General features: G+C 57.0%; 19 protein-coding genes. 7 read left to right on the top strand and 12 right to left on the bottom strand.

Annotated features, from left to right (window positions below):
• Positions 1-50: 50 nt before the first annotated feature.
• On the bottom strand, positions 51-3,200 hold the full coding sequence (locus RBB81_RS14425; protein WP_353071122.1) for a TonB-dependent receptor: 3,150 nt from the start codon (positions 3,198-3,200) through the stop codon (positions 51-53).
• 635 nt (positions 3,201-3,835) lie between these two features.
• On the opposite strand from RBB81_RS14425, the gene RBB81_RS14420 reads away from it, so the two are divergent.
• Positions 3,836-4,915: a LacI family DNA-binding transcriptional regulator gene (locus RBB81_RS14420; protein WP_306458005.1), complete on the top strand. Its 1,080-nt coding sequence runs from the start codon at positions 3,836-3,838 to the stop codon at positions 4,913-4,915.
• A gap of 7 nt (positions 4,916-4,922) precedes the next feature.
• Positions 4,923-6,134, top strand: a complete 1,212-nt coding sequence (locus RBB81_RS14415; protein ID WP_353071121.1) for an MFS transporter — start codon at positions 4,923-4,925, stop codon at positions 6,132-6,134.
• A 354-nt stretch (positions 6,135-6,488) separates the two neighbouring features.
• Here RBB81_RS14415 and RBB81_RS14410 read toward each other — a convergent pair whose 3' ends face one another.
• The 8 genes from RBB81_RS14410 to RBB81_RS14375 form a co-directional block, all read right to left on the bottom strand.
• Positions 6,489-7,121: a PEP-CTERM sorting domain-containing protein gene (locus RBB81_RS14410; RefSeq protein ID WP_353071120.1), complete on the bottom strand. Its 633-nt coding sequence runs from the start codon at positions 7,119-7,121 to the stop codon at positions 6,489-6,491.
• 620 nt (positions 7,122-7,741) lie between these two features.
• Complete coding sequence (mqnE, locus tag RBB81_RS14405; RefSeq protein ID WP_179582743.1) at positions 7,742-8,893, bottom strand: aminofutalosine synthase MqnE; 1,152 nt, start codon at positions 8,891-8,893, stop codon at positions 7,742-7,744.
• Between the two features lie 38 nt (positions 8,894-8,931).
• Positions 8,932-10,962: a WD40/YVTN/BNR-like repeat-containing protein gene (locus RBB81_RS14400; protein ID WP_257025489.1), complete on the bottom strand. Its 2,031-nt coding sequence runs from the start codon at positions 10,960-10,962 to the stop codon at positions 8,932-8,934.
• A 114-nt stretch (positions 10,963-11,076) separates the two neighbouring features.
• Positions 11,077-12,711, bottom strand: coding sequence for an OmpA family protein (locus RBB81_RS14395; RefSeq protein ID WP_179582741.1), 1,635 nt, complete (start codon positions 12,709-12,711; stop codon positions 11,077-11,079).
• A gap of 224 nt (positions 12,712-12,935) precedes the next feature.
• Complete coding sequence (locus tag RBB81_RS14390; protein WP_423248085.1) at positions 12,936-13,430, bottom strand: NADH-quinone oxidoreductase subunit B; 495 nt, start codon at positions 13,428-13,430, stop codon at positions 12,936-12,938.
• Between the two features lie 286 nt (positions 13,431-13,716).
• Positions 13,717-16,362, bottom strand: a complete 2,646-nt coding sequence (gene glnD / locus RBB81_RS14385) for a [protein-PII] uridylyltransferase (RefSeq protein WP_353071119.1) — start codon at positions 16,360-16,362, stop codon at positions 13,717-13,719.
• A 94-nt stretch (positions 16,363-16,456) separates the two neighbouring features.
• Positions 16,457-16,795, bottom strand: a complete 339-nt coding sequence (locus RBB81_RS14380) for a P-II family nitrogen regulator (RefSeq protein ID WP_353071118.1) — start codon at positions 16,793-16,795, stop codon at positions 16,457-16,459.
• A gap of 44 nt (positions 16,796-16,839) precedes the next feature.
• Positions 16,840-18,291, bottom strand: a complete 1,452-nt coding sequence (locus RBB81_RS14375; protein WP_353071117.1) for an ammonium transporter — start codon at positions 18,289-18,291, stop codon at positions 16,840-16,842.
• 242 nt (positions 18,292-18,533) lie between these two features.
• Between RBB81_RS14375 and RBB81_RS14370 the strand changes: the two genes are divergently transcribed.
• Both RBB81_RS14370 and RBB81_RS14365 read left to right on the top strand, forming a co-directional pair.
• Positions 18,534-18,890: a cupin domain-containing protein gene (locus RBB81_RS14370; protein ID WP_353071116.1), complete on the top strand. Its 357-nt coding sequence runs from the start codon at positions 18,534-18,536 to the stop codon at positions 18,888-18,890.
• Between the two features lie 215 nt (positions 18,891-19,105).
• On the top strand, positions 19,106-19,717 hold the full coding sequence (locus tag RBB81_RS14365; protein ID WP_183788563.1) for a D-sedoheptulose-7-phosphate isomerase: 612 nt from the start codon (positions 19,106-19,108) through the stop codon (positions 19,715-19,717).
• 2 nt (positions 19,718-19,719) lie between these two features.
• Here the strand turns inward: RBB81_RS14365 and RBB81_RS14360 are convergent, their stop codons facing one another.
• The gene (locus RBB81_RS14360) at positions 19,720-20,040 is read right to left on the bottom strand and encodes a helix-turn-helix domain-containing protein (RefSeq protein ID WP_353071115.1); all 321 of its coding nucleotides are present in this window, start codon (positions 20,038-20,040) and stop codon (positions 19,720-19,722) included.
• 55 nt (positions 20,041-20,095) lie between these two features.
• On the opposite strand from RBB81_RS14360, the gene RBB81_RS14355 reads away from it, so the two are divergent.
• Both RBB81_RS14355 and RBB81_RS14350 read left to right on the top strand, forming a co-directional pair.
• Complete coding sequence (locus tag RBB81_RS14355; RefSeq protein WP_353071114.1) at positions 20,096-20,395, top strand: hypothetical protein; 300 nt, start codon at positions 20,096-20,098, stop codon at positions 20,393-20,395.
• Positions 20,305-20,571: a hypothetical protein gene (locus tag RBB81_RS14350; protein WP_353073939.1), complete on the top strand. Its 267-nt coding sequence runs from the start codon at positions 20,305-20,307 to the stop codon at positions 20,569-20,571. Before RBB81_RS14355 ends, RBB81_RS14350 begins: the two co-directional genes overlap by 91 nt.
• Positions 20,572-20,612: 41 nt before the next feature.
• Here the strand turns inward: RBB81_RS14350 and RBB81_RS14345 are convergent, their stop codons facing one another.
• Complete coding sequence (locus RBB81_RS14345; protein WP_353071113.1) at positions 20,613-21,272, bottom strand: cysteine hydrolase; 660 nt, start codon at positions 21,270-21,272, stop codon at positions 20,613-20,615.
• A gap of 134 nt (positions 21,273-21,406) precedes the next feature.
• A complete protein-coding gene (locus RBB81_RS14340) occupies positions 21,407-21,940 on the bottom strand; it encodes a TlpA family protein disulfide reductase (RefSeq protein WP_353071112.1) in 534 nt (177 codons plus the stop codon).
• A 61-nt stretch (positions 21,941-22,001) separates the two neighbouring features.
• On the opposite strand from RBB81_RS14340, the gene RBB81_RS14335 reads away from it, so the two are divergent.
• Complete coding sequence (locus tag RBB81_RS14335; RefSeq protein ID WP_353071111.1) at positions 22,002-23,348, top strand: zinc dependent phospholipase C family protein; 1,347 nt, start codon at positions 22,002-22,004, stop codon at positions 23,346-23,348.
• Positions 23,349-23,364: the final 16 nt, after the last annotated feature.

The raw sequence follows: 23,364 nt of genomic DNA, 5'->3' as shown, positions 1-23,364 counted from the left end.
AACGCCTCGCTGAGTGGTCTCAGCGAGGCGGGTGGTGGCTGATGTCATCCTTAGAAGACGACCTTGCCGCTTAGCTGAAGTTGACGAGAAGATCCGCCGTCGCTCGTCGCGAAGCGAGTAGAGGAGATCTGCCCAAAGGTCGATCCCGCGGTATTCCCCGAGGGCTGGCCAAAGTTCGGATGGTTGAGAATATCGAAGGTATCGATGCGAAGCTTGAAGGTCACACGTTCCGTGATCTTCGTATTCTTCTCAAGCGACATATCGACATCCGCGAATCCAGGCCCCGTAATGGCATTTCGAGCGATATCTCCTAACCCCGTTGACACGACCGCGGAAGTAGAAGTAGCCCGCGTCGCCGGATTCTGGAAGCTGCATCCGGCAGGAACCGCAAGGGTCGGACCGATTGGACACACTTTGGACTGAATGAAAGTGACATTTGCGATTCCGGTCTGAATCTTCTTTGTCGCTACCGGACCCACAAGATTCGGCCGAATCACGTTAGCCACTCCAGTGAAGGTCGATGTGTTGTAGGTCAGGTTGATAGGATTGCCAGTCTGATACTGAACGATCGTGGATAGACTGAAACCTTCAACAAAGCGATTCCCCTTGAACGGCAAGTTATAGATCGCATTTCCAGCGTAGTGGTTCCGAGTATCGAAGTCGGAGGGACCATAGTTGCCGGCGGGGTTATTACTGTCTTGGAACGTATAGCCTCCCTGCGATCCTAGCGAATTGGTATCGAGCGATTTGGACCATGTGTAGTTCATATTGAACTGCAATCCGTGGCCGGCATTCTTCGTCGCGACCAGCCAAAGCGCGTTGTAGCTCGATGACCCTACGTCATTGATCTCCGCGATGTTCGAGTTCGACGAGATTCCCGGCTTGATCGGGCTGGTACTGGAGAGAACTGGGAATGGTCGGATACCCGCGGCATTCGGTTGATTCTCGTTGGTCTGCGCACGGAGATGTCTTCCGACAGATCCGTAGTAGCCAATCGACGTCACGATCCCCCAGGGTGACTCCTGCTGCAAGTTCAGGTTGTAGGTCTGGGTGTAAGCATTCTTCAGATTCGGATTAGTAGAGCTGATCGCGATACCAGCCGCCGTCGCCGATGCAAAAAGCGACTCCACTGGAATAGGCGCCTTCGTATTGGCATAGCTAACCTTGGTGCTGAACGGTGGATTCGACGCTAGACCACTTACAACGCCAGACACAGGCTGATCTGCCATGTAGGCGTAGCCACCACGAACGACCGTCTTACCGGTGCGGAAGACGTCCCACGCAAAGCCCAGCCGAGGCTCGTAGTTGTAATTTTGCGGGTAGATGCCACCCACACCATTCGTTCCAGTTTGGATGAGCGACACGGTACTAGGATTGAAGATGACTAGGCGGTTCGCGCCTTCTGTCGGGGTACCGTTCCACTCAAACCGCAAGCCGTACTCCAGGGTCAGGCTTGGCGTCAGTTTGAAGTTGTCCTGAACAAAAAGACCTGCGGCGTTCACATAGATACGGCTATCGATGGTTTGCGGCGTGATCGTGAAGCCTGTAGCCAGATCCTGTTCAAAATGCGCTGTCGTGTCGTAGGTAATGGTCCCGGTGTCGGAGGCAAAACTCGCCCCCAGAAAGCGACGGAACTCACCGCCGAATTTGATGCTATGTCTCCCCTTCAGAAAAGTTGCAGCATCGGAGAAGACACCGAATGTATCGGACCTGCCTTGCGGAAAGCCGGAAGGACCACCGAAGTTCAGACCGGTGCCTACATCCGTCACGGTGATCTGCGGAATCCCTATCGCGGTGGTGATATCGTCGCCAATATGAAAGTCCTGAGGATTCAGTTGATTTGCGGGTGTAAAGCTGATGACGATCCGGTTGAATCCGAGACGCGCCTCATTCACGAAGTTCGGATTGAAGACGTGTGTCTCATTTAGAGTCAAAATCTGCCGGCTTCCGGTACGGTGATCGCCGAAGCCGGGGATCGTATTGCCCTGGAGGTTTGGCTCCGTGCGAACGTCCTTCTGGTACGCATAGAACCCGTGCAACTGATCATTCGAACTGATCTGATGAAGGATGTCGATGGTGCCCTGATCAATATTTACCGGTCCTGGCGTAAATGCAACGTACTGGTTCCCGTTGTTCGGGGCAGGAACCAGAGCCAGAAGGGACTGTGCAGCCGGTGCACCGCTCGTCGCGATTGTATTTCGCACCGCAGGCGAGAAGACCGTGCCGTTCTGCAGAATCCCCTGACGCTGACGCAGACCCTCGTAGCTCGCGAAGAAGAATGTGTGACCCTTCCAAATGGGTCCACCAACGGCAGCTCCGAAGTTGTTTCGCTTCAAGGGCGCTTTATCGCCACTCGACGTACCATTTGGCCGATTGAAGTAGTTCCGTGCGTCCAGGGCTTCGTTGCGGAAGTAGTCAAACACCTCCCCATGCAGCTCATTCGTACCCGACCGCGTGCTAATGTTCACGATCGAACCAGAACTTCTGCCATACTCCGCGCTAAAGGTCGAGTTATCGATCTTGAACTCAGAGGTCGTATTGATGGAGGGCTGGAAGGTGATCTGATTCTGACTCATGTCATTGAGGTTCACGCCGTTGATCTGGAAGTTCACCGAGTCTTCTCGATTTCCTGCGGTGATGAAGGAGTTAGCTCCCAATCCACGGCTTGCCCCTGTCAAACTTCCTGCAGTGGGGGCGACCACACCCCCAGGGGTTAGCACCGTCAGATCGAGAAAGTGACGTCCATTCAAAGGAATCTCTTGAACGGTGGTCTTATCGATCACCTGTCCAACAGTCATCGTCTGCGTCTCGATCTGCACCGCGCCGCTATCCACCTGAACAATCGCCCCTGCCGACGACAGAGAGAGTTGAGCGTTGACCGAAGCTTTTTGATCGACCTCCAGATTGACCCTTTGCAGGGTATAGAGACTGAACCCATCCGCAGAAACCTGCACGTCATATATCCCAGGTTGGAGGGACGGAACCCCGTAGATTCCAGATCCATCGGTCACGACCACGCGATCAAGCCCCGTCGCAACCGAGTGGACCTTCACATGCGCTCCCGGCACTACGGCGCCGCTTGGATCGGTCACCGTACCGGACAAGGTCGCTGTCGACTGCGCAGAGCAGATACCAACGCTCACCGTCAGTAACGCGATCAGGATGAACAACCTGTTTGAGAACTTCCGTGAAGCATTCATTTCAAGCCTCCTGCGGATACACGTATCCCCTCCGGCAACTCACTCGGAAGAAATACGGCTGATGAAATAGAGCTTCTGATCGTTGTAAGTGTGCAAGAACACACCCGATGGCCCTAAGCAACGCCGGTGGTCCGGTCTTGTTTGCCCTCTGTTTATCTATCAAAAACCGGGGCTGCGACCGATCCCACGATGGAATCTATTGTGTGATATATAAAGTTTCATGCCAGCTGAAAGCTGTCAATATTTCAGCGTCATTACACTCATATTTCTTTTCTAAAAAATCTCGTGTCAGGCGACAATTTCTACGCAGTATCGCCCTCCGAGAACGATTTGTTCCCGCCTCAGCGCTCTCTAAGACGAAGGTTAGAGCCATGTGCTAACGAACCGATGGGCGATGATTGCCGACGGCTATCCCGACGTCCTTCCGCTCGCGAAAAGAGATCCACAGCGGTCGATATAGAGAAATTTATTAGGATACCCCTGCAGCTTTGTCACCCCGAAATCCCTGAATTGTCTTTTTTCTGTAATTGGGTATGGTTCGTTACTACTCTCTCAACCTGTCAGGTTCCTGTTCCCCGCTTTCGGATCAAGGGTGTACAACTGTTGCCGTACGTAAAAGGAAGATTTGCCGGAGCATGATGAAAGTACAAAGTAAGGACAGCAAGCCGGACGCCGGCAAACCCGTAACGCTCAAGACTCTGGCAGAGTATCTCGACCTCTCCCCGGCCACGATCTCGATCGTTCTCAATAACTCCCCCGTCGCGAAGTCGATTTCACCGGCAACCAGGGAGCGAGTTCTCGACGCCGCAAAGAAATTCGAGTACCGTCCCAACCTGCATGCCCGCATGCTCCGCACTCGCCTTACCAACACCATCGGTGTGATCGTCCCGGAACTCAGCGAAGGTTACTTCACCGGCGTTATGCTCGGCGTCGAGCAATATCTCCTTCAGGAGGGCTTTCTCTACTTCACCGTCAGCCACCTCGGCCGCGCCGACTTGCGGGAGGAGTATCAGGAGCTTCTCATGAGCCGCCGCGTCGATGGCTTTCTCCTGGTCAACACGGAACTCTCAGTCAACGTTTCCCTCCCCGTCGTCGGAGTCTCCTCCCACAGCCAGGAACCGGGCGTCTCCAACATCATGCTCGATCACGACTTTGCAGCTAAAAAAGCTCTCCGCCACCTTTACGACCTCGGCCATCGCAAGATCGCTTTCATGAAGGGCCAGCGTTACTCTTTGGACTCCGAAGCCCGGTGGGCATCCATCGTCAGCACAGCGAACGACCTTGGGATCACGATACGCCCTGAGCTTTGCATCTATCTGGAGAAGAACCTCTGGTCGCCCGAGCTTGGCTACCCGCCCATGCGAGAGCTGCTCGCTCGCACCCATGACTTCACTGCCCTCTTTTGCTTCAACGATACCGCCGCCATCGGGGCCATTCGCGCAATTCAAGACGCCGGCCTCTCCTGTCCGCGCGACATCTCGGTCATCGGCTTCGACGATATTATCGTTGCTGAATACTTCAACCCTCGCCTCACCACCGTTCGCCAGCCTCTCCATAAGATGGGTTGGGCGGCCGCACAACTGCTTATCAAACGGATTCAGTGCCCAGACGAACCGTATCCACATGAAGTATGGTTTGAACCAGAGCTGGTCGTGAGAGAATCGACCGCAGCCATTCCAAGCACATCCCGGTCACGGCGAGGCGATGGTCGATAGGAGAGCTTTGCAACTAGTCCAGTCGGAAGCCTCCCAACTGAGCCCGAACCGCCCGATAATCCTTCGCACGCTTGGCCCAGCTTACTTCTATTTTCTCGTAGCTGGCACGGTCACGGTTATGTTGGGCCCTCTGCTGCCGCAGCTCATCCAGCATTGGCAGATTCAGGACGCGCAGGCAGGCACCCTCTTCACCGCTGACTTTATCGGCCAACTCTGCGGCGCGTGGATCGCCGCTCGCAATCTTCGCGCAAGCCTGATCTACGGATCGATCCTCTCCGCAGCTGGATGCATTGCACTTACCTGGCTAGGCTTCGGGGCGGCGCACATCGCCCTCTTCTGTATCGGAGTCGGCCTCGGGACCGGTCTCACCGCCGGGAATATCATCGCAGGAACCACACTTCCTGCCATCCGTGCGAAGCTTCTTGCCGTCTTAAACGTCGCATGGGGGCTAGGTGCAATCGCGTGCCCTCTACTGATATACGTCACAGCAGCCGGCGGCATGCGGCGCTTCTTATTTGTTATCGCAACGCTTCTTGTCGCAGCCTCGTTGTATTCAATCGCATTGCCTCGTGCAGGAACCTCTTTCGTGTCTTCCGCAGCATCGGAACGGTCGGGATCAGAATATGCAACGGCAGATCCGCGATTCCCCCTGCCTTTGCTGCCGTTGATCTCCTTCGCCGCTGCAATGTTTCTTTACGTCGGCGTCGAGAACTCGCTCGGCGGATGGCTACCCAGTTACGCCATTCGTTCCAGCTCATCGCTCCAGGCATCTTCTATCGCTACCTACTTCTGGATCGCAGAGCTGATTGGCCGACTGCTCGTGGCAGCCCTCATGACCGTCCTCAGCGAGAGAGCTTTATACAGGCTTTGCCTGCTGCTGCTTCTTATCACCGAAGGACTGTTCTGTTCCATCGCACATCCTTCGGGGTCCGGGGTCATCGCGCTTACAATTCTCGGTGGATTCACCCTCGCCCCGGTCTTTCCGCTTTTGGTCTCCTTCATGCTTGCCCGCACCGGAAATCACAAACGACTTGGCGTTCTCTTCGCCAGCGCCTCTGTCGGAGGAGCAGTACTGCCCTGGCTGACCGGCGTGTGTTCCACTTACTTCCATGGTCTTCGCGTCGGGTTGGTTGTACCAGCCGCAGGATCAGCTCTTCTTCTTCTTCTCTCCGGCATCGTCACGGCCAAAGCTAACACGCCTTTCGAAACAAATTCGTGAGCTGACCGACCCTCAGCGTCGCAGACGAGACCGCCACTTCGGAGCGGTCAGAACATCGCTCCTCGAGAGCCTGGAAAAAGAGGCCAGGCTAAGCCTGACCTCCGTGAGGGATTACGCGCTACGAACTTATTTGGCTGCCGCTACAAAATGATCGCGAAGTTGAATAACGCCGATGACCAGAACTGCTGCCATCGCTGGCGAGAACAAAAGATACATATTGCCTCCTTCCCCAAAGAGTGGGTATGTAACTGAAATAGATTTCTTAACCTGGTGTAACCGCTGAACATTTGCTTTCCAACAGCGAAGCAGACGACTGTGTAAGAGCAACTGGAAGGCCAAAAATTTTGACTCAACTTATGCGCGAACTAATTTACGGCGGAGCACTCCTGCCATTCCGATCAACCCCGAACCGAACAACATCAGGCTTGAGGGCTCTGGAGTCGTCGCTGTACCGATAAACTCCTGTGGCCCCGAAGACGTGTCGTCCGAAGGAATGTATAGAGTGAACTGATTGAAGTAGCCGGAGTTGATCAACTGCTGGTTGTTGGCCGCGTTCAATGCATTGCTGGCCAGGATTTGCGCCGTAGAATCAAATAACGAATTTCCCGTCAGGTCGGCCGAATCGAAGATGCTCCATTCGGCGTACTGAACTTCGCTTGCGCTCACTCCCGCTTGTGGATGAAGAATCTCGGAGTAGAGAATCGCATCGGCGCGGTAGTCCTGATCCGTCACGGAGTTTCCCGTGGGTATGCTCTCTTCGGTGATGCTCCAGGTCTCACCGGCGGAGATTTCGCGGTTGTAGTTGAGGCACATCAGATTCACCGTCGACGTGCCGGAGGAAGTACCAAGCTGAAACGAATAGGGATAGATCTCCGCGCTGCCGCCGGAAGGATTGACCGTCCCATTGTTGAGAGTGAGTGTGTCGGCTTTCGCGGCCATTGAAGCAACACCAAGACAGAGGATTGGAACAAGCAATGCAAATTTCATCAAGAAAACTCCCGGAAAAAACTGTTGGCAGAGCCGTACCGCACCCTGTTTCCGCAAATCCCACCCGGGTTCGGGCATTCGAATCTGCAGAAATATCGATTAGTTGAGCCAGCGTCCATTCCCGTTTTGGTCCGTGACTTCTGGCCATTCATTGCGAAATGCTTACCTCGCCCTTCGTCATTGCAAGTCGCGAACCATTCACAAAGGATTAGAAAATTCTGCAATTTTGGGAGTTTTCTACCGTCGTCAGAGACAGAGTGCGCAAACCTTCGACTGCAGAACGCTAAAAGATTGCCCAAAATGAAAATCTTTTCCACTTTGGGTCTGCAATCTTTCGCATGGGTCTCATGCGTTGATTTGTCACGAAAATAAGTCGATCAGACGGGGACAGATCGTCCGGCGACCGGGAGAGAGGATTGAAGGACTGCAATTGATCAACCCGACTCGACTTTCAATTGATCAAGCCCAGCTCAGCCCGCCCCTCGAACGTGTGCTAACTGGGCTGTCACACAAGGCGCAAGAGGGACTGGGTCAGAAGCGCGCCTCTAAAAACGAAAGCCCCTTCCCATAGGAAGAGGCGAGAGACTCTTAGATCAGAATCTGCTGCTTATCTCGTCAATTCAAACTGCAACGGTAAAACTATCTTCACTGCGGGTCACGGCTCGGTACATTGTGTCGCGCTCAAAGGGTTCACGCCCCGCCTCAGTGATGAGGCGAACCAGGTCGGCCCGCCGCATTCCTTGCGGAGTCGTCGCGCCAGCGTCGTGATAGATCTTCTCCTCAATCACCGTGCCATCGATATCGTCCGCGCCGAATCGCAGCGAGATCTGGGCCATCTTCGGCGAGACCATCTGCCAATAGCTCTTGATATGGGGAAAGTTGTCCAGCATCAGCCGGCCGACGGCGATCTGACGAAGATCAAGCATCCCCGTCGTCCTGGGGATATGCGCCAGCGCAGTATTGTCCGGGTGGAACGACAGCGGAATGAAGGTCTGAAAGCCACCGGTCTCGTCCTGCACCGCGCGCAGCTTCAGCAGGTGGTCCACGCGGTCCTCTTCGTTCTCCACGTGCCCGTACAGCATCGTCGCGTTCGATCGCAGCCCGATCCGGTGCGCCATCCGAGCCGTGTCCAGCCATTCGCTGCCGTCGATCTTGTGGTCGCAGATGATATGCCGCACGCGATCCGCAAAGATCTCCGCGCCCCCACCCGGCATCGAATCCACGCCCGCTGCCTTCATACGCTCCAACGTCTCAGGAATCGTCATCTTTCCGCGCTTGGCCAGAAACGCCACCTCCACCATGGTGAACGCCTTGATATGCACCTTCGGAAACCGAACCTTCAGCCCCCGCACCAGATCCATGAAGTATTCAAACGGAAGATCGGGATGCAACCCCCCTACGATATGAAACTCCGTCACCGCCTCCGTAAGCCCCGTAGCTGCGGTCTCCCAAGCCTCCTCCAGCGCCATCGTGTAGGTGCCTGCGTCGCCCTTCTTCCGTCCAAACGCACACAGCCGACAGGAGGCCACACAGACGTTGGTTGGGTTAATATGCCGGTTCACATTGAAGTAGGCAATATCCCCATGCATCCGCTCCCGCACGAGATTGGCCAGCCAGCCCACAGCCAGAATATCCCCGCTTCGGTACAGCGCGACTCCATCGTCAAAGCTGAGACGCTCCCCCTGCTGCACCTTTGTCGCGATCGGCAAAAGTGCAGCATCGTCTGTTTGAAAGGAGTGTCGCGCGGGCAAGCTGGATGGTTGCAAACTCATACTCCAATTCTAGTCCTCATCGGTCGCTGAGGCACATCTCAGTGGCTAGCCATCTCCTTGGAATCAACCATCCGCGGTTGGATCACTACGCCATCAAACCAGGTCGCTCCAACTAGATGATCACCCATTGGACGCACCAGCCTGAGATTCCATCCGGTATTCCAGTACTGAATCTTCCGATCAGGCAGATGGACCGCGAATGCGATCGTATTTTTGCTACCCGCGGCAATCAGTACACGTTGAGAAGCATCGTCATAAAATATGCTGTTCACATCTCGCAGATACAGGTTCTTCACCGTCTGCCATGAAGCTCCCTTGTCGTCGGACACGTAGATGCCCTGCCGCCCTCCGACCCAAAGTCCACCGGCATCATCGACAGCCATCGCAGACAGTTGATCAAGGGTCTCCGGAAGCTTGATCGGGGTCCATTGCTGACCACCGTCCAAGGAAAGCACCGCGGAGTTCAAATTTGACGCCAGAACAGTTGACTTCCGGGCAGCAACAAAGTTCCAGCTCCTTGGTTCGAAGCCAGGAACCTCCTTCCAGCTTTGACCCGACGTAGCACTCTCGAAGAGGCCAGCCGAGGTTGCCGCATAGAGCGTGTCTCCTCCACGGGCAAAAGCGTTGATCGCCGGTTCGAAAGAATGAACGGTCTGCAAGGCAGTGCTTTTGTGTGCCACGGGTTCAGGCGATTTATGCGCAGCCGTAGCAGCAGCACCGGTATGCGCGGTCCTCTTTCCCGTCTTAGCAGGCGGCGCAGGCGGGGGGTTCAGCGTCACATTGTCCACACGACTCCAGGTAGCCCCCTGCAGCCGATAGATTCCATGTCGTGTCCCCGCCAGCAATGTGCCATCAGGGCCCTGGGCCAGGCTGAATACATCGTGCCCGTTCAGTCCGGAACTTGTTTGCGACCAGTTCAAGCCGCCATTCGTACTGGCAAACACGCCCCCCAGTGCTTTGTCGTTCACTACTCCTACATAAACAGCGCTGGGATTGGAAGCATCCGCGAGATAAGAAGTAATCTGTCGCGCCGAAAACCCGTTGTTCGACTGTACAAAGGAGTTTCCTCCATCGTTGCTGGCCAGCACTCCACCCCGGTCCGTCGCAAGCATTACCCGGTTCGTGTTGGTCGGGTCGACGAACACATCATTGATAATCACTTCCGGACCCGTAGTTCGCTGCCATGTAGCGCCCGAGTCCACGGTACGCCACAGACCCTCCGTGGTTCCCGCAAAGACAATATTCCGATTGGTGGGGTCCTGCATCAACACACGCGTTCTGCGCGCCGTCGAGGGAATTCCTTGGATCTTCTGAAAGACCTGTCCAGCGGTCTGGCTCTTATAAATTCCCGAGCATGCACTCGCATACACGGTCTTCGGGTCCTTTGGATCCACGATGATCGAAAACACGTCCGAGTCATCGATAACGCCCTGTTTGATGTTGGCCCAATGCTGTCCACCATCGACTGTCTTCCATGGAAGATGCCAGGTCCCCGCGTAGATAATCTGCGGATCCACTGGATCGATTGCAATTGATTCGACCTCGTGCAGCTCCTGGCTTCCGGCAGGACTAATCAGCTTCCAGCGCTCTCCGCCGTCGGTGGATTGATAGACTCCCTTCAACGTGCCCGCCACCAGAAGCTTTGGATCGGAGGGAGAAGGAGTAAGCGCGCGAATGGACTGACCTTGCATATCGCCCACAGTCTCCCACGTCGCACCACCGTCCTTGCTAAGGAATATCCCTCCATCCGGACTGCCAAGTACCCAGGCACCCACTACGATCTGCTTCGAATCGGCACCGCTGACCACGATCGAATCCAACACAAGATCATCCCGCTTGCCGATCCACGAGAGCCGCTTCCAATCGCCGCCGCCATTTCGCGACTCATACATCCAGCCCGTTGCTGTGCCCAGATACAGATGAGAGTGATCATGAGGATCGATCGCGAATGCTCGCGCGTCCCCTCCATCCGGACCGTACGGCAGCCAGCTTGCCGCATGTAACTGAAGGCAGGATATAACGATCAAAAAGACTACGAGTGTGATGGGGAAACGAAGAAATCGGCTCAAGGGAGGGGTTCCAGTCTGTAGAGAATTATCGAACTTACGCGAAAGGATGTCTATAACACAAAAGCTGACTGGGAATATTCCCAGTCAGCTTTTGTGCACGTCTACGGCTAATGGTTACTGCTGCTTCTTGTGGTGACGGGTGGCTGGTGCGGTCCGGGGCTTGGCGGTGACTGCGCTTTCGTCCACGGGGGTTATGCCCGTCGTGCTCAGGGTTGCGCCGGCAGGAATCAACGTCGTCGTCACAGTCTTACCGTTCTCTGAACCGGTGTAGACCGAGATACGTCCGGCATCGATGCCCTTCTCCGTTACCAGGTAGGCCTTGGCGTTGACGGCACGCTCTGCAGCGAGCTTGTCACCCTTCTTCTCGGCGCTGTCCTTATCGCCAACCACAGCTAGCTTCGCATCGGAAGTGCGCTGCAGGTTGAGAGCGATATCGTCCAGGCAGGCCTTGGCTTCGTTATCTACACGAGCGGGGCGCTTCTTGTCGCGATCAAAGTTGATCGAGCAGAGTTGGCTGGTCGTTGGTGCTGGAGGCGCTGGCGGTGCGTTGACCGTAACAGTGGTCGTCGCGGAAGCCGTCTGACCCTTGTCATCAACAACGTTGCAGGTCACCGTGATCGTGCCAGGTGCTGCTCCAGTCGTGGTCAGCGTCGCGGTCGAGCCGTTCCCTGAGACAGTTCCAGCCGACGAGCTGTAGCTATACGTCAGAGGACGATTCTGTGGGCTTACCCCGCTCGCTGTAATCGTTGAGGAGTCTCCCGGGGCAACCGTCGAAGGATTGGCCGAGCAGCTCAAGGTCGGCGGCTCAAACGCCTTCACCGTATAACTGGCCGAGCAGTCCGCCATCTCGCCGGGTTTGGGACCCTCGGTCACATGGCCCTTCACCGTGTAGGTGCCGGGATTCGCAGACTTCGTATCGATGTTGGCTGTCGTCGAGGTTCCCGAGATCGTACCGCCATCAGCAGTCCAGCTGTAGGTCGCCGTCTTCTTGGGGTTTAGATTCAGAGGCGTTCCGGTGACCGTAATGGGATCGCCAGGGAAGACCGTCGCAGGAGAGACCGCGCAGGAGTAGGTCACCGGCGGAGGAGGAATGATATGGCCAAAATGAGCCACGATGCCCGTGCTCACTTCAGCTCCGCTCAGGTTCGCTCGGCCACCTAGCACACCGCTAGTCGGAATCGGCACTGGTGGACCGTAGTTCGCATGAACGTAGCGATAGTCAACCTGGAACAGCCGCAGAGAGAATCTGTTGTTCAAGAAGGGAAGATCGTAGTCCATACCGCCGCCAACCGTAAGGGTCGGGCCCCACTGGTAGGGTTCGTGATAGATAAATGGATTTGACTGGTTCGGTCCACCAAGTCGAGCACCACCCGCCAAACCATGCGCAAACAGCGTGAAGTTCTGCATCGGAGCACGGAAGATTGGTCCAGCAGATGCCGTGTACAACCCGTCGTTATGACCGTCCGGATGCGCCGCGAAGATGATCTCGCCACCAACGTACTTGTTGAAGTAGTACGCGCCGCTGCCCATCGCGCCCGTGTCAATTGACGAGTAATTGATACCCGCCGGCTTTACCTGACCGTGAGCCCCAAAGTAGGAGTACCCCATAAATACGTCGACGCGCGAAGGGTTCGGCCCCACCGGGGCGGCTGTGCTGGGAGTCTGTGCACTGACACTGGCAACTCCGAGGCCGACTGCACATGCAGCCAGTAAGTACCGGCGTGTACTACGAAACGGGCGATAAACCATTCGAGTTCCTCCACTCAAAGTGTTGCGTTTTTACGAGCCTTCATATCATCTACGGGGTCGTTTTGTTGGTTCGATTCTCTACAGCTTACTTCAGTTGCTAATGCATCCGGTAAAAAAATACTCTTCGATGACACTATTTTCAATAGGTTACCAGCGAGAAAGGTAAAAACGGTCTTTGGCTGGGAAGGGCGAACCCATCCAGTAACTGCACTTTTGTTGATGCATTAACTCAAATTCAGCGTTTTTCGCATAGATCCGCGTTCCTGCTGGATCTTTTCCTGCAAAAGCGTGATGGCGTACAGCAGCTGCTCTGGCCGTGGAGGACACCCGGGAACGTACACATCCACCGGAATGATCTGGTTGACACCCTGAAGCAGAGCGTAGTTATTGAAAACCCCACCCGAGGTCGCACACGCCCCCATCGAGATCACCCACTTTGGCTCCGGCATCTGTTCGTATAGCCGTCGAATCACGGGCGCCATCTTCTGCGAAACCCGCCCCGCAATAATCATCAGGTCGCTCTGCCGTGGCGACGGTCGAAACACCTCCGCCCCGAACCGCGCAATGTCGTACCGCGACCCGCCCATCGACATCATCTCGATCGCGCAGCACGCCAGTCCAAAGGTCATCGGCCAGATAGAGTTCTTGCGCACCCAGTTGATCGCTGCGTCCATCGAAGCCAGCACAATCCCCTCTGGCTGCTCGTCTCCCCAGCTCACCTCGGTTACCTTCTCGTGGTTCTTGCCGGAGCTCTCTAGGTTGCCGAAGAGGTAGCGATCAGTCCTTTGCGGAGTGGCTGTCGGGCGGCCGTTACTTGTGTTGTCGCTGGTAGCTGTGCTCATGTCTCTAATATAAAACTCCATACAAGCGCCGCATAGCTTTATTCCGCGCTTTCGATTGGCCTACCGGCGAGCAAATTCAAGGTCGCGGTTGAGATGCGCTTCATCCCTCGCCAGGTTGCTTAGACCGAGATCAGGCATCGGAAGCGTGAACCATTTCCAAAACCTAGCGCGCGTTCTCCTCCATGGCCCGCAGCAGAGCCTCCCGCAGCTTCTGTTCTTCCTCATCGTCCAGCTTTGCCCCACTTCGCGTCAGGTAAAAAACGTCGATAGCCGTCTCCCCTTCCGTATCCACCAGCGCTACCTCGATATTGCAACCCTGTGCCGCCAGCGTCAGGCTCAACGCTCTCAACAGTCCAGTCGTATCCTGAGCCACCACCTCCAGCAGCGTACTGTGCGACGAAGCCTCATCGTCGAACTCCACCCGGGTCTCCACCACCATCAGCGGCGCCTTTCGCCTCCCTCTCCGCCGCCCGCTCAGCAGCTTCTCAACCGACACAGCCCCCGTCATCACATCGTGCACGCTCTTCACGAACGCCTCGTGCTCGGAGGCATTCATCTCCAGCGTCCGAAAGCTGTCCGTAAACCGGAACGTATCCACGACCACGCCCTGCCGATTCGAAAACGCATCCGCCGTTACGATATTCATTCCCCACGCCGCGAGCACTCCGGCCATCGTCGCAAACAGCTGTGGCCGGTCGCGCGTCACCAGCGTCAGCTCGCTCACTGTAGTCGCATACCGAAAATCAAGCTGTACCGGGTCGCTCGCGAAACCCGTCGCCATCTTGAAGTGCGTTCGTACCTGCTCTGGAGTCCGGGTCAGTACGTAGCGCTCCGGAAAGCCCTCCAGGTACTCCAGCACCCCGGCTTTCTGGCCAGGCAGCAGCGCCACCACACGATGCACCAGCTCGCTCTCCTCCTGAGCACCTAACCGCTCCTCATCCACGCTGCGGTCCAGATAATTCGCCGTCGCAATAAAGAGCCGCCAGAGATTCTCAGCCTTCCACGGCGTCAACGCATCCGGATGGACTGCATTGATATCCGCATACGTAAACAACGTCAGCATCCGGAGAGCTTCAGGCGTCTGCATCTTCCCCGCAAACGCCTGCACCGTCTCTTCATCAAAAATATCTCTCCGCAGCGCAGCCGACATCTCCAGGTGATTCGCGATCAAGTTCACCACCAGCCCGCTCTCATACGTATCCAGATTCAGGCGCTCCAGGACACTCTCAGCCATCCGCGCACTCTCCCGCGTATGATCGCCCGTGCTTCGTCCTTTGCCGGTGTCATGCAGCAACGCAGCAAGGTACAGCAGTTCAGGGTGCGGCAGCTCCCGCAGTACTCCACCAAACCGCGTCGCCCACTCCGCCATCCCACCCGACTGTGCGCTCTCCAATCCATGGAGCGTATCGATCAGCACAAACGTGTGTTCATCGACCGTGTATCGGTGATACGCATCCCGAATCACCAGCGCATCGATCCCGTGGAACTCAGGGATCAGCAGCTCCAGCACGCCCAGAGCATGCATCGACCGCAGCGCATCGCCGGCATAAGCCCCCTTCAAGATCCCTTGCAGATGATGCCACAGCGCCGGCCCCTCCTCGAGTTGCGCCGACAGCAACGGCAGCCCCTGCGACAAGCGCTCTTCCGCATCTCCCCCCAGCGTCACCCCCGTACGCGCCATCGCCGCAAACACCTGCAGCACTACATCCGGATCCTCCGCCGGATCATGACCGAACTCAGCCGAAGTCTCAAGCACCACCCGGCCGCGCTCCAGGCGGAACCCATGCTGCACCACCTCCGGCTTCCGATCGCGTTTCAATCCAAGCAGCCGGGACGCGGTGACCGCTGGCACCTCATCAAGCATCTGCGTCACCCGGCGCTCCACGCTGCGCGCATGTCGAAAATAGAGCCGCATCCAATACGCCGCATCCGCCTTCTTCGGCTTGCGACCCGTCATTCCCACAGCGGTCTCAGCCGCAGCATCCTGAGCCTGCCAATCCAGCGTGTTGTCGTCCCGTTCGTGCCGATAGTGCAGAAAACATCGCACCAGCCAAAGAAAATCCACCGCCTTACGAAACTCCTTGGCGTCGGCGACCGGCCCGCCATCGGCCTCGACGCCGCCCTTCTTCTGTGCCAACGCTGCGGCCGCTCCCAGCTTCGTCATCCAACCGCACACGTGCACATCCCGCAGTCCACCTGGGCAGTCTTTGATGTTCGGCTCCAGGTGAAACAGCGTATCTCCGTACTTCGCATGGCGCGCCCGAGTCAGCTCCAACAGACGAACCGACAAGGCCTTGTGCTCGCGCTGCAGCAGCTTCGGCGCACTCTGTTCCGACAGCTTGTCATAGAGCGTTGCATCTCCGGTCACCCAGCGATGGTCCATCAACGACAAGGCAAACTCGGCATTCTCGGCATCGAACTTCTCACACTCCGCCAGCTTCCGCGTCGCAGGAGAAACTCGAATCCCGCAGTCCCACATCTCCTGGTTCACGCGCCGAATTGCGTCTTTGACATCCTTCTCAGCCAGCTTCCCATCCAGCAGGAAAAGCACGTCCACGTCCGAGTAAGGAAACAGTTCGCTTCGCCCATACCCGCCAATCGCTACCACAGAGATCCCATTGCTCAACCGCGAATCGCGCTCAACTGCCTGCGCCCACAAACCGCGCACCAACTCGTCCAACGCCGCAGCCCGAGCTGCAATCGTCACTGCCCCTGAAGCACCACCCGCCTCAAACGCGCCACGAATCTCCAGCATCTTCCGCTGGTAGACCCCGCGCCCTAAACTTCCTGGGTATTCAGTTCCCTGCATGACCATTTTGCTCGAAAGAACTTTAAGCATTCCGACAGCCGTGCCCATCCCCACACGGCCAAGGCGCCAACCACATTCATCTGGCCCGAATTACTTAGAGCGCGATCTCTCCACGCTCATCGTTACGAATTCGAATCGCCTCATCGATCTTCGAAATGAAGATCTTCCCATCCCCAATCGTTCCCGTCCGAGCCGCGCTGGTAATCGCCAGAATCGCCTTATCCAGCATCTCGTCCGCCACCACCACCTCGAGCTTCACCTTCGGCAGCAGATCCACCGAGTACTCGCGCCCGCGGTAGAACTCCGTGTGCCCCTTCTGCCGCCCGTGCCCCCGAGCCTCGGTGATCGTCATCCCTTCAACGCCAATCTCCACCAGCGCATCCTTCACCGCGTCCAGCTTCGACGGTTGAATCACCGCTTCAATCTTCTGCATATCTGTATCTTCCTCTCGAGCCGATCGTTCTACCGCCGAAAACTTTAGTGCGCCCAATCGTATCCTTCTTCGCCATGCTGCGAAAGATCGAGTCCCTCGCGCTCTGCATCTTCACTCACTCTAAGCCCGATCAGTTTATCGACGATAAACAGAATCACCAGCGTTCCCACAATCGAAAGACTCCAGGCAATGGCCACGCCAACCAGCTGGTTCAGCAACTGGTGTCCATTTCCTTCGAGAAGCCCCGTCGCCTTACCAACTCCAAAGATCGGATTGATCACGCTGTTGGCAAAGACTCCGGTCAGAATGGCGCCTATCGTCCCGCCCGCACCATGCACGCCGAACGCATCCAGTGAATCGTCATAACCAAACACTGCCTTCACCTTTACCACCATCAGGTAACAGAACACCCCGGCGATCAGTCCAATCCACAACGCTGACATAGGCGTCACAAAACCCGAAGCCGGTGTAATCGCGACCAACCCCGCCACCGCGCCCGAGATCGCTCCCAACGCGGAAGGCTTACCCTGCCGAATCCACTCCGCCACGCTCCAACCGATTGCCGCAGCAGCCGCGCCGAAGTGCGTCGCCACAAACGCTGAAGTCGCCAGCGTCCCCGAGCTCAGCGCCGAACCGGCATTGAACCCAAACCAACCCACCCACAGCAGACAAGCTCCAATGAAACTCAGCACCACCGAGTGCGGAGGCATTGGCACCTTCGGATACCCCAACCTCTTACCTAGGTAGAGCGCCGTCACCAACGCCGAGACCCCCGAAGTCACATGAACCACCGTCCCGCCTGCAAAGTCCAGGCAAGGAAACTTTCCACCCAGCGAAGCATTCAGAAACCCACCCTTGCCCCAGACCATATGCGCCATCGGGCTATAAACGATCAGCGCCCACAACATCATGAACACCAGCATCGCTGAAAACTTCATCCGCTCCGCAAACGCGCCCGTAATCAACGCCGGCGTGATAATCGCAAACATCAGCTGATACACCATGAACGTCTGCAGCGGAATCGTCGCCGCATACTTCACATCCGGGGCCAGCCCCACACCCTTCAAAAACACATTGTGCAACCCGCCGATAAACGCATTTCCCTCGCCAAATGCCAGCGAATACGTCACAAACGCCCAAAGCACCGTAATCACAGCCATCATCGCAAAGGTCTGCATCATCGTGCCGAGAATATTCTTCTTTCGCACCAGACCGCCGTAGAACAGCGCCAGCCCAGGCCCGCTCATCATCAACACCAGCGCTGCCGAAACCAGCATCCAGGCGTTATCCCCCGAGGTCTGCGCCGCAGCGATCAGCGCCGCATTATCGGCGTTCTGCTTCTCCAGCGCCGCAATCCGGTCCGCCTGACCCAGCGTCGCTGTTGACGCTGCAGGAGCCGCCGTCTGCGCCATCACCCGCGATCCACCCACTACCGATCCGCCGACAATCAGCGCAAACAGAAAAGCCAGAAACACCTTCGCCACTGGAAGACGCATGGTTCAATCACCCGTTTCAAAGTTAGTCATTTCAAAATAAACGAAGCCATCAGGAAGAGAAGAGATACGCCGTCAATTCGCCACGCTGGCAACCTACGACCCAATCTTCAAACGTCAAAGAAGCGAAGCACCTCTGCACCGCTCCGGTTCGCTTTACTCTACACAAGGCGGCGCGCATCACAAAGCAAGAAATTCATCCGCTGCGCTACCCTGCACTCACCACCCTTCGAAAGGCGCTCACCATGTCGACCGCAACTCTTCACCGCTGGAATGAAATAGAACCCGAACAACTCAATCCCCTCCTCACCCGCCAGTTTGTCACCGGAACCCTCGCCATGTTCGCCCGCGTTGTGCTCGCCAAAGGCTGCATCGTCCCGCGTCACTCCCATCCCAACGAGCAGATAACCTTCATCACCGAAGGAGCACTCCGCTTCGACTACGACGACGGCACCTCGCACACCGTCAAAGCAGGCGAGGTCCTCGTCATCCCCGGCAACCTCCCCCACTGCGCCACCGCCCTTGAAGACACCATCGACTTCGACATCTTCGCCCCACCCCGTCAGGACTGGATCGACAAAGACGACAGCTACCTCCGCTAGTCAATCCTTGTCCTCGCGTTGCTCAGCCCGAGCAACGCGAGGCCCCCATACTCTCTTTCCAACCCAGACAAGGTACACGCCCCACGAAGTGGGCGCCCCGCGCGCAGCGGGCCCGTCCGGCAGGACATAAGTTTCAGCAAACCATACCTGCTTCGACAGCACACCCACCCATCCCGTACCCTTGCATCAGCAACTAAGGCCGCGCCGGAGACTTCATGAAGCACCTGGTCCAAAAGCAACTCGCTCAGTCCATCGCTACACTGCAAGCCGTCCTCGCCGATGAAATCATCTCCGACACCCTCGTCTCCATCGCCAAACTTACCGCCGAAGCCATGCAATCCGGCCACAAGCTCCTCGTTGCCGGCAACGGTGGCTCCGCAGCCGACGCCCAGCATCTCGTAGCCGAGTTCGTCGTCCGCCTCACCGTCAATCGCCCCGCCCTCCGCGCCATCGCCCTCACCACCGACACCTCCATCCTCACCGCGGCCGGCAACGACTACGGCTTCGACCATCTCTTCTCCCGCCAGCTTGAAGCCCTCGCCCAACCCGGCGACGTCTTCCTCGCCATCTCCACCTCCGGCAACTCGAAGAACATCCTCCGCGCCATCACCCAGGCCAAACTCATCGGCATCCCCACCATCGGCTTCACCGGCGCAGGCGGAGGAAAGATGCGCCCCCTCTGCGACTACAGCATCGTCATCCCCTCCAACATCACCCAGAACATCCAGGAGTCCCACCTCGCCCTCGAGCACATCTTCTGCATGCTCGTCGAGCGCTTCGCCTTCGGCCACGACCTCGACCACAAGCACCAGATCCTCAGCGAATAGTTCTACTTCAGATCCCGCTTTAGCCGCGTCAGCAACTCCACCGAAGGCCGCGCAAACCGGCTGATCCACCGGTCGTAGATCTCCTGCACCGGAACCACATTCAAATAGTTCCATCGCACCCGCCCCTCCCTCTTCGCAATCACCAGCCCAGCCCCCTCTAGCACCCCAAGGTGCTGCATCACCGTGCACCGATCGACCTTTTTGAAGTGCGCGCAGAGCTCCCCCGTCGTCCTCGGCTCATCCCGCAGCAGATCCAGAATCTCCCGCCGCCGGTCATCGGCCAGCGCCTTGAACACCGCGCCCTGAGAATCTTTTCTTGACATGTTATAAAAACATAACATATAAATATCGCCAATCCATCGCGAGGTGAACCAGCCCATGCAACTCAAATTTCAAGTCCAGACCAAAATTCAAAAGCCCATCGCCGAGGTCTTTGACGCCGTCTACAATCCCACAAAACTCAGCGCCTACTTCACCACCGGCGGAGCCAACGGCCCCCTAGACGAAGGCACCAGCGTCCTCTGGCACTTCGCCGACTTCCCCGGCGATGTCCCCGTCTCCGTAAAAAAGTTGTCCCCGGCAAACAGATCATCCTCGAGTGGGACGCCCACGAGAAGGTCGATCTTCTCCTCAACAAGCTGCCGCCCTCCGCCGGTTACAAAACCACCATCGAACTAGCCTTCGAGCAGCTTGACCCCACCAACACCCTCGTCCGCATCATCGAATCCGGCTGGCGCGAGACGCAGGCAGGCCTCGACGGCTCCTATGAAAACTGCCAGGGCTGGACCCAGATGAGCTGCGCCCTCAAAGCCTTCCTCGAATACGGCATCAACCTCCGCAAGGGCGCGTACTAAATCTCGCCAAATGATGAAGGCGATTCACTCGAAAAAGCTGCCTACTGCGGACCGCGCTCCATCGCCTTCACCGCCTCTTCCGTAGTCGGGACCGCATGTGCAATGAACGCATAATTAATGAGTGCCGCCGTATAGCCATAGCCCCACTCCGGGTGCTTTGGCCCCGCTGTCGCGTCTTTCACCACGGCGACCTCGAAGCCTTGTTCGACCAGCTCGCGAAGGTGAGATTCGACGCACATGTTGGCCAGCATTCCACCAAGAATAATCTTGCTGATCCTTCGTTTGCGTAGCTGCAGAACGAGGTCATTGCTCTCCGGCCCCCACACTCGGTGCGGTGAAACTACGATAGTTTTGCCATCCTCGATATATGGCTTGAATCGCTCCAGCCAGTCTGCACCCGATCCTTCAAAGCCATCGAGAGTCAAGACCCCTTTGCGACCGAACTCGTTATGAACGACCTCGTCGGTTTCAAGAGGGCCGTTGAACTTCCACCCTTTGTCAGTCGGATAAAAATAATGAGGAGAGATGAAAACCTCGTATCCATAGGCCTTCGCGGCCTTGAAGATGCGCTCCATGTTCTCAATCGTGTTGTTTTCCTTAAGGCTCTCGTGGAGCAGCGGCCAACTCAGGCCCTTCTCACTCAACACGTCATTCTGAGGATCGATAAAGACTACTGCGGTGTCGTTCTTGTCGAAGTTCATAGACCTCCTTTTTCAATGAGAGATATCGTTCGGACGCCACATTACGCTTTATCGGGTCATGTGACGATGAAAAGCATCGCATTCGGCAGTAGCCCGGCTAACCGTCAATCAACCAATCGGCCAGACACCGAACTCTACCTTCCCTCTGCCAATAACTCCTCCACGTCCTTCTTGAAATCTCCCTGCCTCACCGCCCCAACATAAGTCTTCGCCACCCGCCCCTGCCGATCAACCAACACCGTCGTCGGCACACCCGCCATCCCGTAGACCATCTGCGATCCCGGCTCCGGGAGCGCCACCGGATACGGCACATGAAACTCCTCCACAAACTTCTTCACCTTTGCCGTTCCACCTTCATCGACGGCCACTCCCACCACCGCCAGTCCCTGCGGCCCCATCTCCTTCGACAATCGAATCAACCCCGGCGTCTCCTCCCAGCAGGGCCCGCACCAACTCGCCCAATAGTTCACCAGCACCACCTGGCCCCGATGCTCCGCCATTCGCCACGTGCCGCCATCGAGCTGTGTCATCACCAGCTCCGGCATCGCCTTCCTATCGACCATTGATGCGATTCCGCCCGACTTCCCCGTGGCAAAGTACCACGCCCAACTCAGCACGGCGAACGCAATCAGTCCAGCCCCATATTGTATCCACTTCGACCGCATCATCCACCGCCCTCCACCAACCTAACTCTTTCCTCCGTCCCCCGAGCTATGTACAGTGTGAGAGATGCTGCAGGACCAAAAGCCAGAAGGGACGAACACCATCATTCCCACCCACCGCCGTACCACCCTGCTCAAAACAATAACCCTCGCGGCTCTGCTTCTCACGGCAATCCCCGCCGTTCCCTACTCTGTGCAGACCCATCAGGAGATCATCGACCTGGCCTGGAAGCAGTCCATCCGGCCGCTCCTGCTCAGAAAATTCCCCACCCTCACCGATGCCCAGCTCCAGGAGGCCCACGCCTACGCCTACGGTGGCAGCGCCATCCAGGACTTCGGCTACTATCCCTTCGGCAACGCCTTCTTCTCCGACCTCACCCACTACGTCCGCTCCGGCGACTTCGTCCTCTCTCTGATCCACAACGCCAACACGCCCGATGAAGTGGCTTTCGCCATCGGCTCTCTCTCCCACTACATCGGCGACAACATCGGCCACAAGTACGCCGTCAACGAATCTGTCCCCATCGAGTTCCCCAAGCTCGAGCAGAGATACGGTCGCTCGGTAAACTACGCCGAGAATCCCCACGCCCACGTCCAGACAGAGTTCGCCTTCGACATCAACCAGCTGAGCAAGGCGCGCTTTGCGCCCTCCGCCTACACCAAGTTCGTCGGCCTCGAGGTTCCCATCGTCCTTCTCCGCAAGGCGTTCTTCGAGACCTACGGCCTCCGCCTCCCTGACATCATCGGCAGCAAACAAACCTCCATCCGCGTCTACCGCTACGCCGTCCGCCGCTTCCTTCCCAACATCGCCCGCGCCGAAACCATCCTCCACAAAAAGAACTTCCCTGACGATCTCCCCAGCCCCGATCTCGACGCCCTCACCGTGGACCTCCGCCAGGCCGCGACCGACAACAACTGGGAGGCCTACCGCAAAAAGCCCGGCGTCCGCAGCCATCTCTATGCAGGCTTCATCTACATCCTGCCCAAGTTCGGGGTCTTCAAGCTCCTCGCTATCAAAGGCCCCAATCAACAGACCGAAGACCTCTACATCAAGAGCGTGAACCGATCCATCAAGGCCATGCGTCTCGTCCTCACCAACTACGACACCATCGATCACTACATCGCCAACCGCGACCTCGATACCGGCGAAGTCATTCGACCCGGTGGCTACCGCCTCACCGACATCACCTACGCAAAGCTTCTAGCCATGATCACCAAGAACCCCGACAACGTCGTTCCCTTCCAGGTCAAACACGACCTCATCGCCTACTACGCCGACCCGCAATCCCCCATCGAGACAAAAAAGGACCCGGAGAAGTGGGCTGCAGTCCAGGCCAATCTAAAGACACTCGACACCATGAAGACCATCGGCGTGCTCGATCCCGTCCCCGATGGAATCCTGGACGCAGACTAGCCTGCACAAGCGGCTT

This window comes from Tunturibacter gelidoferens (genome assembly GCF_040358255.1).
In the GTDB taxonomy this organism is placed as follows: Bacteria; Acidobacteriota; Terriglobia; order Terriglobales; family Acidobacteriaceae; genus Edaphobacter; species Edaphobacter gelidiferens.
This window is presented reverse-complemented; position numbering and strand designations above follow the sequence as displayed.

Bases quoted from the DNA above. Each gene is read 5' to 3' on its own strand.
- RBB81_RS14375 (WP_353071117.1), bottom strand. From the start codon at position 18,291: ATGCGTCTTCCAGTGGCGAAGGTGTTTCTGGCTTTTCTGTTTGCGCTG.
- RBB81_RS14355 (WP_353071114.1), top strand. From the start codon at position 20,096: ATGCAACTCAAATTTCAAGTCCAGACCAAAATTCAAAAGCCCATCGCC.
- RBB81_RS14335 (WP_353071111.1), top strand. From the start codon at position 22,002: ATGCTGCAGGACCAAAAGCCAGAAGGGACGAACACCATCATTCCCACC.
- RBB81_RS14340 (WP_353071112.1), bottom strand. From the start codon at position 21,940: ATGATGCGGTCGAAGTGGATACAATATGGGGCTGGACTGATTGCGTTC.
- RBB81_RS14380 (WP_353071118.1), bottom strand. From the start codon at position 16,795: ATGCAGAAGATTGAAGCGGTGATTCAACCGTCGAAGCTGGACGCGGTG.
- RBB81_RS14365 (WP_183788563.1), top strand. From the start codon at position 19,106: ATGAAGCACCTGGTCCAAAAGCAACTCGCTCAGTCCATCGCTACACTG.
- glnD (WP_353071119.1), bottom strand. From the start codon at position 16,362: ATGCAGGGAACTGAATACCCAGGAAGTTTAGGGCGCGGGGTCTACCAG.
- RBB81_RS14370 (WP_353071116.1), top strand. From the start codon at position 18,534: ATGTCGACCGCAACTCTTCACCGCTGGAATGAAATAGAACCCGAACAA.
- mqnE (WP_179582743.1), bottom strand. From the start codon at position 8,893: ATGAGTTTGCAACCATCCAGCTTGCCCGCGCGACACTCCTTTCAAACA.
- RBB81_RS14395 (WP_179582741.1), bottom strand. From the start codon at position 12,711: ATGGTTTATCGCCCGTTTCGTAGTACACGCCGGTACTTACTGGCTGCA.
- RBB81_RS14420 (WP_306458005.1), top strand. From the start codon at position 3,836: ATGATGAAAGTACAAAGTAAGGACAGCAAGCCGGACGCCGGCAAACCC.
- RBB81_RS14425 (WP_353071122.1), bottom strand. From the start codon at position 3,200: ATGAATGCTTCACGGAAGTTCTCAAACAGGTTGTTCATCCTGATCGCG.
- RBB81_RS14345 (WP_353071113.1), bottom strand. From the start codon at position 21,272: ATGAACTTCGACAAGAACGACACCGCAGTAGTCTTTATCGATCCTCAG.
- RBB81_RS14410 (WP_353071120.1), bottom strand. From the start codon at position 7,121: ATGAAATTTGCATTGCTTGTTCCAATCCTCTGTCTTGGTGTTGCTTCA.
- RBB81_RS14360 (WP_353071115.1), bottom strand. From the start codon at position 20,040: ATGTCAAGAAAAGATTCTCAGGGCGCGGTGTTCAAGGCGCTGGCCGAT.